Genomic DNA, 12,204 nt, shown 5'->3' with positions numbered 1-12,204 from the left:
CAGGTTTATTGCCTGTCATATGTTCAACAGCTGTAATACCTTCATGGGAGGCAACATGTGCCAACTGCAAACCACCGATACAATCACCGATTGCATAGATATGTGTTTCTTTAGTTTGGAAGAACTCATTGGTTTCAATAAAACCTTTTTCTTTCACTATTTCTGTATTTTCAAGGCCGATTCCTTCAACATTTGCCGATCTGCCTACGGAAACCAGCATTTTTTCAGCTGTGAATTCCTCGGTGGTTCCATTTATTTCAGCAGAAATAGATACCGAACCTTCTATTTTCAGCGTTTCCGATAATACCTTAGCCCCTGTAACAAACTTGACACCTTTTTTCGTTAGAAGACGAAGCATTTCATTTGAAATCTCATGGTCTTCAGTCGGGATGATTCTATCTGCATATTCCAGAACCGTTACTTCCACACCAAAATCATTCAGCATCGAGGCCCATTCAATACCAATCACACCCCCGCCTACAATAATAATTGATTTTGGCAAGCTCTCTAGCTTTAGTGCTTCATCAGACGTAAGTACAAATTCTCCATCAATAGGTAAACCGGGTAATGTCTTCGGGCGTGAACCGGTAGCAATGATGATATTCTGAGGGATAAGCATTTCATTTTCACTACCATTATTCATTTCTACGGAAATCGTTCCGGGCATCGGTGAAAATATAGATGGACCAAGTATACGCCCTAAGCCTTCATAAACCGTTATCTTCCCTTGTTTCATTAAGTGTTGAACCCCTCTATAAAGTTGATCAACAATTTTATTTTTTCTGTCCTGCACCTTAAGGAAATCTACATTTACATCCCCGGTGACAATACCAAATTCCTCACTTTTCACTGCAGTTTGATAAACTTCTGCACTTCTTAAAAGCGCTTTTGAAGGGATACAGCCTTTATGTAGACACGTCCCGCCGAGTTTGCCTTTCTCCACGACAGCCGTTTTCAAACCTAATTGAGCAGCCCTAATTGCTGCCACATACCCGCCTGTTCCTCCGCCTAGGATAACAAGGTCAAATTCTTCAGCCAAAACCACTCCTCCTCACTATTAAACAGTTGTTACCGTTTTTACTTGCCCTATGTTTATTACGTTATCAATGTTGAAAATTCCTGTGTTTATCAAAAAAAAACACAGGAATCTATATCTTTTACAACTTAAATCATCTTCGTCCATTTAAGATATGCTTTTCATTTTGTAGAAATTGACTCCGTGAATTCCGCATACGTTCAATGCGCTCCTCTGCCATCCTATCAGCTGCTTTATAGGTTGGGATATTATCACGTTTTGCAATCTCAATGACTCGTTCAATGGTATCATAAACCGTTTCCACTTTCTTAAGAGCTCTTTCCCGGTTATACCCTAAAAGCTCATCAGCCACATTTATGACTCCACCTGCATTAATTACATAATCAGGAGCATACACAATACCTTTTTCATGTATTTGGTCACCATGAACAGGTTCTTTTAACTGATTATTAGCTGCACCTGCAATGACCTTAGCTTTGATTTGATTAATCGTTTGATCGTTTATTACAGCACCTAATGCACAAGGTGCATAAATATCACATTGAACACCATAAATTTCATCAGGATTTACGGCAGTTGCACCAAAGGATTCGACTGCTCTGGCTACACTCTCTTTATTAATATCCGTAACGATCAGCTTAGCGCCCTCCTCATGAAGGTGACGGCATAAGTTATAAGCTACATTCCCGACACCTTGGACTGCAACCACCTTGCCTTCTAGAGAATCAGTGCCGAATGCTTCTTTTGCTGCAGCTTTCATACCCCGATATACTCCGTAAGCAGTCACAGGTGAAGGGTTACCTGAAGAACCGAATGCAGGGGAGATACCTGTCACGAAGTCTGTTTCTTCGTGAATGAGATCCATATCTTCAACCGTTGTTCCAACATCTTCAGCTGTTATATAACGACCATTCAATCCTTGGATATATCTGCCGAATGCACGGAACATTTCTTCATTTTTATCCTTGCGTGGATCGCCGATGATGACCGTTTTTCCTCCGCCTAAATTTAAGCCAGCGGCTGCGTTCTTATAAGTCATTCCTTTTGAAAGCCTTAAAGCATCTTCTATGGCTTCTTCTTCTGTAGCATACGTCCACATCCGCGTGCCTCCAAGAGCAGGCCCTAAAGTCGTATCATGAATAGCAATAATCGCTTTTAATCCAGATTGTTTATCCTGACAGAAAAGAAGTTGTTCGTAATCATATTTTTCAAGATATTTAAAAATTTCCATAAAAGAATCCTCCCTAGATGTTTTTATTAAGTGACAGATAAGAGAGGCTGACAATTACTCCTCATTCTTACTGGGTTACTTCGTTCATGCAAATAATATCCGCTAATTTCATGATATTTTTCCCTTTGGAGAATGGTTCCCGGAAGAAACCCATGTACTATTCAATATGCAAATTACATGCCAATAAAAGGTATCTTTTTAACTAAAAACGAATAATTCCGGTTAATAAGCGGCCAATAATAACCTTTACATAATTTTTTAATATTTCATGTTAGAAGTTGATCCAATTTACATTAGACTATTTTCTAAAATCATACGCAAATTATTTCACACAACGCAATATTTTGCACGCAAATAACTTCACAGTTCTAACTTTTCCATCTTGTAATATAAATTTCTTACTGAAATTCCAAGGGCCCTAGCTGTAAGTGTTTTATTTCCCTTGTGAGTATTTATCGCTTGCTGAATAATTTCGGCTTCATACTGATCTATTATTTCCGAGAGCGGTTTCCCCGATACGTAGGCAGAAGGTTTTGTCACGACTTTATCCTGTTTTAATGGAATCGCCTCGATAAAATCCGGAATATGCTGTATATCTATAATTGTCTCATTTAATTTCATAAAGATAATCGCTCGCCCTAAAATATTTTCCAGCTCTCTTACGTTTCCTGGCCAATTATAGATTTGCATTTTATGGATGGCTGCTTCGGTAATCCCTTCAATACTCCGTCCGTATTCTTGATTGATTTTATTAATTAAATGCTCCGCTAATTCTCGCATATCTTCTTTTCGTTTTCGTAATGGGGTAATGAGAATGGGCATGCGATTTAACCGGAAATATAGGTCTTCCCGGAATAATCCATTACCAATGGCTTGTTCAAGATTAATATTGGTAGCAGCTATTACCCGGACATTGATTGGAATAGGCTTTGTTCCACCAACTCTGATGATTTCTTGTTCCTGCAATACTCGAAGTAATTTTGCCTGAATGTTAGCTGGTAATTCACCAATTTCATCCAAAAATATACTTCCTTGATTTGCCTCTTCAAAATAACCGATTTTCCCGCCTCTTATCGCACCAGTAAAGGCTCCTTCCTCATAACCAAACAGTTCACTTTCAAGTAATGATTCAGAAATTGCCGCACAGTTTACACGTACAAACTTATTAAATTTCCTATCGCTCGCATTATGGATAGCATGGGCAAACAACTCCTTGCCTGTCCCTGATTCCCCTCTCAACAAAACAGTGGCGGGGGTTCTTGCAGATAATTTCGCCTGTTCAACCGGAAGCTTCATTTCTTCAGAAGCTCCAATTATATCATCAAAGGAGTATTTGGCCTGCAAAGTCCTAATAATTTGACGTGCTCGATTCAATTCGTGAGTTAAAGATTGAATTTCTGAAACATCATGTATGACCCCAACACTCCCTTTTAGACGTCCATCTACAATAATCGGAGCAACATTAACAATTACTTCCTTATGCTTTGGACCGACACGCATATTGACACCACGAACCGGCTTTTTTGTTTGAAGCACCTTCATATGCATACTTTCACCTTCATAAATATCTATAGAAGCCGGCTTTCCAATCACCTGATTCTTTGTTAAACCAGTAAGTCTTGTGTATGCCGGATTGATCAAAAGCCCCCTTCCTTGATCATCAACGACAGATATAGCTTCATCACTTGAGTGAATAATCGCTTCAAGCATCGTCTGAATCTCTTTTAAATCAGTAATCTGTTCAGCTAATTGTACCGCTTCCGTTTTATCCTTAAACATAGAAAATGCCCCTATAATTTCTTCCTCTGCATTCATTAAAGGGATTCTTGTCGTGATGAAATCCATCCCATTCTCGAGGGTGATCCGTCGATTTTCTTCCCTCTGTTTAGTTTCCATCACTCTCAGTAATCCACTTGAAGGGATGATATCTTTAATATGCTTACCAATCACTAATTCACGCTTTGTATTTGATACTCGTTCCGCACTATCGTTAAACATTATGACATATCCATTGTGATCGATGACTATCATTCCGTCATTGGTTGTATTAAGTATTAAGTCCATTTTTGCTGAAGCATTCTCCAATTTATTTATAAGACGATTTTTCTCTTCAAATAGGTTGGTAAGAATATGAGCGACGATTCCTGGGATGAGTATCGTTTGATCATCCATATCTTTTTTTATCTTATTAAAGACAGACGGAATTCCTGTTGTATCAATAATAATGTCTAAGCCTTTATCTAGCGCACTGCTCCAATTTGAAACAGTAGAAATCCCTCGTTCTTTTGCAGCAAGTATTCCTTCAGCAGCTTCGTTCGTATCTGCCATACAAACAATTGAGAATTCTTCGATTTCCGAAAGGAGCTTCAACACCGTTGTCCCCCCTACTCCTCCTCCTACTATCATGACTTTTTGCATTTTCATTCCCCCTTTTTGTTTTGCTATTTTTTTCTCAATTTTTATTATCTCTGCAATTTTTTTCATACTATATACCCTCATTTTACCATATTAGTATCGACTAAAAATAGTCACCATCTTCCAGGCTTTTTCTTAGTTCCCGAAACTTGACAAATTTCTTATATCCTTTATCATTTTTTAAAGACGGAATTTTTGGAAGGGATTTGACTGCATGAAACGTTTAATCGCTTTTTTAGTTCTTTTTATTCCTGGTGCCTTCGCTGCCTATGGTATAAAAATAATGCGGGACATGGTCTTTGGTATTTTACAGCCCCCCTACCCAGTCCTTTGGCTACAATTTTTAATTGGGCTGCTTATCACAATTGGTGGGATAGCCTTTATAGCAGGATTCGTTCTTCATCGGGATCGGAAACAAAATAAGGTACAAAGCAGGTTTAATAAATTTTAAAACGTAAAAGAAGGTGCCATGAATGAATCATGGACACCTTCTTTCTTACCTCTATTCAAATTCCTCTCTGACTCGCTTCGCTATCTCAGGAAAATCGGTGATGATGGCGCTGCATCTCAAGCTGTATAATCGTTTCATATCTGATTCTTTATTAATGGTATATGGTCGTACAGGAACACCCGCACACATCGACGATTGAATGATGATATCAGGGGCAACTCTGATATTTGGATGAATAGCGCTTCCTCCTATTGCCTTGGCATAAATCCACGGCATAAACAGACCATCTCGGTAAAGCGGTGCCGTTTCTATTTCAGGTGCCAGTTGATGACAATTAACTAAACTATAATGATTAAAAGAAGAAATAATTATCCTCTCTTCCAATTCGTAGCTACGAATGAGCCTAATGACYTTCTCTTCTAACCCTGGATATAGAAAGAGGGTATTTTTCAATTCAATAATGCATAAAAGCTGATTATTCTTTAGCCATATCAATAATTCCTCAAGCGTAGGAATTCTCTCATTACCCATTTTCCCTTTATAACTATTGGACGCATTAAAAGTTTTTAACTCCATTAAAGTCCGGTCCTTCACAAACCCAGAGGCATTCGTTGTTCGATTAAGCTTTTCATCGTGAATAATGACTACTTCACCATCTTTCGAGAGCTGAACATCCGTTTCAATACCATCCGCCCCAACTCGGGCAGCTTCTTTGAAAGCCGACATCGTATTTTCCGGATGGGTTCCTGATGATCCTCGATGAGCAAAGATTAAGGTCATAATGAAATCTGCCCCTCTCCCTAAAATCGCTATATTCCCAATTTTATGAAAAGAAACAGAAATTTATTTCACTACGGTTATTTAATAGAAACTAATCGAAATGCAGGAAAGGCCATTTGACCAATGGTGATTTCCCCGTCTCCTTTTGATTCGAGTGTATCCATTAATGACTTTCGTTTTTCATCTAATTGAAAAATTTCAGCCGTCAAGCTTTCAAGTTGGCCCCTTGTTTGTTCATATTGATAATTTTGTGCTAAATTCAATTGACCTACAAACATATCATATACTTCCAGCTTTTCCTTTACTAATTCGAGGTTTTGAATTTTGGATTTGTATAGAAGTAATGTTTTATTCAATTCCTCTTTTAAGATTTCGCGGTTAAATCCTTGTACATTAATTATCGTTTTACGTTCCATTCGATTACCAATGACCGCCGCTCTCACTTTTCCATGTGCTTCAATTACCCCGCCGATTAACTTTCCTTTTTTTTCATCTGTGAAGATATTTTTTGCTTTCAGAAAACTTCCCAACGAATAAGAACCAATATGTATATTTTCACCCGCGATTATATGGCATTCATTGGCATGCTTTACAAAGATGTTTCTTCCAGCAGAAATTTTCGACACACCCTTACCAAAAATGCCTCCTTTAATGAATACATCACCCACTTTTGACTTGATTTCTTTAACATTACTTACCCCAAGCTCACTTAAAATAGAAATATCCTTGGTTGCTGTTACTGAAAAATTATCAATAATCGTTCCTTTTACGGTCACACTTCCATCAAATTCGATATTCCCTGTTTCAATACCTACATCTCCCTCAATAACTAGGTGATCACCAACAGCAATCTTTCCCTCTCTAAATTCCACAACTCCATTAATTAATGCTCTCAGAATAATCTTTCCATTTTCTTCAATAGCAGCAACTGTTGTTCGATCATAAAGTAGTTTCTTATTCTTCCCTTTATCAGCCAATGCAAATTCCCCTGTTATGCTCCTTCCCATCTTTCCAGTTGTTGGCGGGACTTTTTCTCCTAACCAATCACCGCTTTTTACTTCATCGAGAAAACTCATATCATAATAATCGACTTTTCCATCTTCTCGAACCGCTGGTTTTCTTTCCGATCGTTTGAAATAGGTAACCACCGCATCCTTACCGTGGAACGGTTCTGTTCCCTGAGCGATAACTATTGAATCTTTGACTCTAAGCCCAGTTTGTAATATATGCATTAAAATCCCTTCTGAAATATTCTCCCTTTGAAGCTCCTTTAAAATATTGTTCATAATTACTGAATAATTCTCTTTCAGATACTCTTTAGAACAATTAAGTTTGACACTAGCTGACATTTTATCTTCAGCTATATCCAACTCTATGGTCGGTTTTTGTTTTCCAATTTGAATTTTCGCTCCACTTGCTTGTGCAAGGGCATCCTTTAAGTCATTAAAATTCTCTAGTAGGATTTGTGGAAATTTAATTAAAATAGGATTTAAATGCAGAATGGAAAAACCCTTTTGAAAAACAGTAATATAAATCATATCATTTTCCAATTCTAATACAAAATACTCATTTATCTCATATATCATATATTTCCCCTTTGCGAATATAATTATATATACCTAATTATAATCTAAAAATTGAGAGAAAAAATAAAAACATACATATTTTCACTAACTAATAATTCAGATAGTAAATGAAGAGGAAGACGTTACTGTCTCTGATTACTTCCTAGGATCCTTTAAAAACCCCAAACAAAAACGCCTTTTATTTATTGGATTCTTCCTGTAAAATCCAATAAATAAAAGGCGCTTAATTTTTGTAATCGGCAGCGTTAAAAATAATGAAGTTGCTGATTAGAAAAAATCACAAAGCAACTTCTTCATGTCTGCTTATCATCTAGGCGGAGAATTACTATATATATTTAGCGGCTCTAGCCTTTATATGGTCAATTGTTAAATATTAAATCTCAACAATCGGTTCTCCCCCTACCCCTGTCAAGAAGCTTTATGCTCAAGACGAAGCTTATCAGCAACCATTGCAATGAACTCGGAATTCGTAGGTTTTGCCTTAGTCATGCTAACGGTATAACCGAATAAAGATGAAATTGATTCAATATTTCCCCTGCTCCAAGCCACTTCAATCGCATGTCGGATGGCACGTTCAACACGGCTGGCGGTTGTATTGTATTTTTTTGCAATGTCCGGATATAGAACCTTTGTAATCGATCCTAATAGTTCAATATCGTTATACACCATTGAAATGGCTTCCCTTAAATATAAATAGCCTTTAATATGCGCAGGCACTCCAATTTCGTGAATTATGCTTGTGATGCTAGCATCCAGGTTTTTCGGCTTTGATTCATTTTGAGGACGATAACTAAACTGACTATGATTTTTCAATACAGCCTGTCCTTTGCCGCTCACCTGACGAATATGATTGGCAAGATTCTCCATATCAAATGGCTTTAGAATAAAGTMAGACGCACCCAAATCAACAGCTTTTTTCGTAACATCTTCTTGACCAAATGCAGTAAGCATAATTACATTAGGCATTGCACCTCGTTTTACTTCACGAAGTTTTTCAAGTACACCTAACCCATCTAAATGAGGCATGATAATATCGAGAATCAAAATATCCGGATCTACGTTCTCTAACATACCCAGGCAATCTTGACCGTTATGTGCAACCCCAATTACTTCCATGTCCTCCTGTGCTGAAATGTATTCTTCCAGAAGGCCAACAAGTTCTCTATTATCGTCTACAACGCACACCTTAATTTTTTTCACGCTTGATTTCCTCCTCAACTACAATTGGTCTTTTTTTCTATATGACTAAATTCTATTGTAATTGAACTTTTCGACAATGGAAACTAAATTCCTTTTATTTTTGAAAAAATATAAGGAATTCAATATTATTCTCCGGATATCTCTTGTTTTCGACTTCGTTTGCTATTCGAATAAACAGATTGTCGAAAAATCTTCATTTTGTTATCATTTTATCACATCAATTCAAAAAAACCTCAATTTTTGAAGAAATCATTTTTAAACCTGATTATTTTCCTTATAAAATGAAGATAGAATGGTCCGACATTGCCCATTTAATTAAAAAGGGGCATCCAAATGGATACCCAGACTCTTCAGCTTGCCTTTTCATAATTATCTTTGTCGTATATATTGATACCGGCTTCGTTTAACATCCATTCGATATGGACACCATACCCACTTGTAGGATCATTAACAAATACATGGGTAACTGCACCGATTAATTTCCCATTTTGTATGATAGGACTGCCGCTCATACCTTGAACGATCCCACCCGTTTTTTGAAGCAATTCTTTATCTGTCACTTTTAAAACCATTCCTTTAATTGCAGGGAACTTTTGTGGAATAGAACTGACTATTTCCACATCAAATTCCTCTACTTTAGAACCATCCACTACAGTAAGAATTTTTGCTGGTCCTTCCTTCACTTCGTGGGAAAGGGTTATTGGAAGGGCATTGTCCCTAATTCCATTTTTGAAATCTTGATTTAACTTCCCGAAAATCCCAAAGGGACTATTGCGATTAATATTTCCTATTTTTTCTTTGTTAGAAGAAAAACGTGCTAATTTTTCTCCTGGGTCACCATTGCTTCCCTTTTCGATGGACGTAACAGTCGATTGAACAATCTGCCCATCCTTTACAACAATCGGCTTTTTTGTATCCATATCCGAGATGACATGCCCCAGTGCTCCATATTTTTTCGAATCGGGGTGATAAAACGTCATCGTCCCAATTCCAGCCGCTGAATCGCGGATATACAAGCCCAATTTGTAAGTTCCTTCATTCTTATCCTTTAGAGGCAGGAGTATACTGTGAAGCACTTTGTTATCACGGTTGATAACAATATTTAACGCTTCTCCCTTTTCACCTGCCTGCTGAACAAAAGGGGTTACATCCCCCATCTTCTTTATCGTCTGACCATTGATTTCTGTTATAATATCACCGATTTCAATTTTCGCTTTTTCTCCTGGTGATTTTTTTCCTTGCTCAGTATCAATTAGATGATGACCTACAACGAGAACCCCGAGAGTATTAAGCTTTACTCCAATAGATTGGCCTCCAGGCATAACTTTAAAGTCTTTTAACACCCTAATATCGACCTTTTTAGCAGGCAAGCCTGCTACATCAAGTAATACCTCATTTGTACCTGGTTTCTCAGCACCAAGCGTGATTGAAGCTTGCTCATCATGAAGCGAAATCCCATCACTGGATTCCAAAACTTTTGCAGAAACGGGTAATGATTTGGAAATACTATATTGACTTCCTTCAAATAGTACAAGATGATTTGGAATTAAAAAATATTCACGAGATGGCTGGTATAACCCTAATGTTAATAGCGAAACAAGGAGAATTCCACCGATGATCCTGTTAATCCATACAAATTTCAATCCATTCACTCTCCTCGCTCTCTGACACTTTATGGCTACACCTTTAATTTAGCCTTCATGACAGTCATTTATAACAGAAGCACAAAATAAAAGCTATCCGTTTTTGGATAGCTTTACAATGAATGCTTATGATTAGTTGCAAGTACTCTTATCAAGACCGTTTCAAGACGTAATTTTCAGCCTTTTGGCTAGCTGAATTAATTCATTGGCATGTTGCTTCGTTAAATCCGTAATTTCGACACCGGAGATCATCCTGCCAATTTCTTTTATTTTTTCACTTTCTATAAGAGGCTTCACCGAAGTATTGGTTCGTCCTGCTCTAACATTTTTTGCAATAAATAAATGGGTATCTGCCATTGCCGCGACCTGTGGTAAATGTGAAATACAAAGTACCTGGGAACCCGTTGCCACTTTATAGATTTTTTCAGCAATAGATTGTGCAACCCTGCCGCTTACACCTGTGTCCACCTCATCGAATATAATGGAAGTAATGCCTTGATGTTTGGAGAAAATACTTTTCAAAGCCAACATAATCCTAGATAACTCTCCGCCAGAAGCAATTTTCGAAAGAGGTTTTAACGGCTCTCCTGGATTGGTGGATATATAAAACTCCATGGAATCCAGACCCGACTGATTAATTCCCCTGTCTGATAACTCATCGAAAGTATAAGCTGTTTGAAGAAAATGCGGTTCGAAAATTGTTTTTTCCATGTATAAATCTTTTAATTCCTGATGTATTTTCTTTGTTAACTGCTGTGCGAATGTTTGCCGAAGTTCAGACAGGTTTTTTGCTTCAACAATTAAATCAGCTTTAATCGATTTTATTTCTTTTTCAAGCTTCGCTATATGGGTTTCCCGATTTTGAAGCTTTTCGACTTCTTCCTCAATCCCAGCACCATACTCCAATATTTCCTCGATGGTCCGTCCGTATTTACGTTTTAATTGATTTATTTCATTAAGGCGACTTTCAATAAATTCGACTCGTTCTGTATCATAATCCAAAGAATCTAACTGATCTCGGATGGTCGAGACCGCTTCTTCGAGAAGGAAGTAGCTATTTGAAACAGTTTCCGAGCTATTTTTTAAACCCTCATCGAGACCCGCTGCTTCTTCTAGGTTATTCATGGCCACGGATAGCCAATCAATTGCATGTTGCTCTCCATTTAAAGCATTATAGCTGGTTTGCAGCGCTTCATGAATTTTTTCGAAATTATTAATTTTTTTCCGTTCTTCCATCAATTCTTCATCTTCGCGTAGTTTCAAATCCGCTTTCTGAATTTCATCGAGTTGAAACTGGATTAAATCGAGACGATGAACCATTTGCTGTTCATTTTGACTTAAACTATTCAGTTGTTTAGAAGCTGTTTCATACCGTTTAAATAACTTTTGATATTCGGCAAGAGCTGAAGCAACTTTTTCACCGCCGAACTGGTCAAGCAAAGGAAGGTGGAGTCGTTCATCCATTAATTCCTGATGTTCATGCTGACCATGTATATCTATCAAAGTCCGTCCTATCTCACGTAAAATTGCAATCGTTACGAGCTTTCCATTTACCCGGCAGACGCTCTTGCCACTGAGTGAGATATCTCTACGAAGGATAGCCATCCCATCATTCATATCCAAGCCAAATTCTTCAGCCTTGGCAAAGACCGGATGTTTGTCATCATCAATTTGAAAGAGCCCTTCTATTTCGGCCTTCGACTCACCATGTCGAATGAACTCTGCCGAACCACGGCCACCAACCAATAAATGAACGGCATCTATGATAATGGATTTCCCTGCCCCTGTTTCGCCGGTCAATACAGTCAGGCCTTTTTCAAATGAAACAGACAAGCTGTCAATGATCGCAAAATTCCTAATCG

At 37.8% G+C, this 12,204-nt stretch carries 9 protein-coding genes; 1 reads left to right on the top strand and 8 read right to left on the bottom strand.

Annotated features, from left to right (window positions below; genetic code table 11):
- The 3 genes from AC1DUW_RS13685 to AC1DUW_RS13675 form a co-directional block, all read right to left on the bottom strand.
- On the bottom strand, positions 1 to 1,039 hold a 1,039-nt coding region (locus AC1DUW_RS13685), incomplete at its 3' end, for an FAD-dependent oxidoreductase (RefSeq protein ID WP_477642748.1).
- A 130-nt stretch (positions 1,040 to 1,169) separates the two neighbouring features.
- Entirely contained in the window at positions 1,170 to 2,267 is a 1,098-nt protein-coding gene (bcd, locus tag AC1DUW_RS13680; protein ID WP_053346898.1) for a branched-chain amino acid dehydrogenase, read from the bottom strand.
- A 360-nt stretch (positions 2,268 to 2,627) separates the two neighbouring features.
- Positions 2,628 to 4,751 carry a sigma 54-interacting transcriptional regulator gene (locus AC1DUW_RS13675; RefSeq protein WP_477642747.1) on the bottom strand — a complete coding sequence of 708 codons (2,124 nt, stop codon included), beginning with the start codon at positions 4,749 to 4,751 and terminating at the stop codon, positions 2,628 to 2,630.
- Positions 4,752 to 4,896: 145 nt separating this feature from the next.
- Here AC1DUW_RS13675 and AC1DUW_RS13670 point away from each other — a divergent pair, with 145 nt between their 5' ends.
- Positions 4,897 to 5,133 (top strand): DUF2627 domain-containing protein, encoded by a 237-nt coding sequence (locus AC1DUW_RS13670; RefSeq protein ID WP_053346899.1) that lies wholly within the window; start codon positions 4,897 to 4,899, stop codon positions 5,131 to 5,133.
- Between the two features lie 51 nt (positions 5,134 to 5,184).
- Here the strand turns inward: AC1DUW_RS13670 and AC1DUW_RS13665 are convergent, their stop codons facing one another.
- The 5 genes from AC1DUW_RS13665 to recN all read right to left on the bottom strand — a co-directional run bounded on the left by AC1DUW_RS13665 (position 5,185) and on the right by recN (position 12,202).
- Positions 5,185 to 5,913: a glycerophosphodiester phosphodiesterase gene (locus tag AC1DUW_RS13665; protein ID WP_477642746.1), complete on the bottom strand. Its 729-nt coding sequence runs from the start codon at positions 5,911 to 5,913 to the stop codon at positions 5,185 to 5,187.
- Between the two features lie 77 nt (positions 5,914 to 5,990).
- Complete coding sequence (locus AC1DUW_RS13660; protein ID WP_477642745.1) at positions 5,991 to 7,499, bottom strand: DUF342 domain-containing protein; 1,509 nt, start codon at positions 7,497 to 7,499, stop codon at positions 5,991 to 5,993.
- 408 nt (positions 7,500 to 7,907) lie between these two features.
- Positions 7,908 to 8,699 carry a sporulation transcription factor Spo0A gene (spo0A, locus tag AC1DUW_RS13655; protein ID WP_477642744.1) on the bottom strand — a complete coding sequence of 264 codons (792 nt, stop codon included), beginning with the start codon at positions 8,697 to 8,699 and terminating at the stop codon, positions 7,908 to 7,910.
- A gap of 350 nt (positions 8,700 to 9,049) precedes the next feature.
- Entirely contained in the window at positions 9,050 to 10,342 is a 1,293-nt protein-coding gene (gene spoIVB / locus AC1DUW_RS13650; RefSeq protein WP_053346903.1) for a SpoIVB peptidase, read from the bottom strand.
- 162 nt (positions 10,343 to 10,504) lie between these two features.
- On the bottom strand, positions 10,505 to 12,202 hold the full coding sequence (recN, locus tag AC1DUW_RS13645; RefSeq protein WP_477642743.1) for a DNA repair protein RecN: 1,698 nt from the start codon (positions 12,200 to 12,202) through the stop codon (positions 10,505 to 10,507).
- Positions 12,203 to 12,204: the final 2 nt, after the last annotated feature.

The sequence above is a fragment of the Peribacillus sp. P4_C12 genome, assembly GCF_056402095.1.
This window is presented reverse-complemented; position numbering and strand designations above follow the sequence as displayed.

Coding starts and splice junctions, on each gene's coding strand:
- AC1DUW_RS13675 (WP_477642747.1), bottom strand. CDS start 4,751: ATGAAAAAAATTGCAGAGATAATAAAAATTGAGAAAAAAATAGCAAAA.
- AC1DUW_RS13660 (WP_477642745.1), bottom strand. CDS start 7,499: ATGATATATGAGATAAATGAGTATTTTGTATTAGAATTGGAAAATGAT.
- AC1DUW_RS13670 (WP_053346899.1), top strand. CDS start 4,897: ATGAAACGTTTAATCGCTTTTTTAGTTCTTTTTATTCCTGGTGCCTTC.
- bcd (WP_053346898.1), bottom strand. CDS start 2,267: ATGGAAATTTTTAAATATCTTGAAAAATATGATTACGAACAACTTCTT.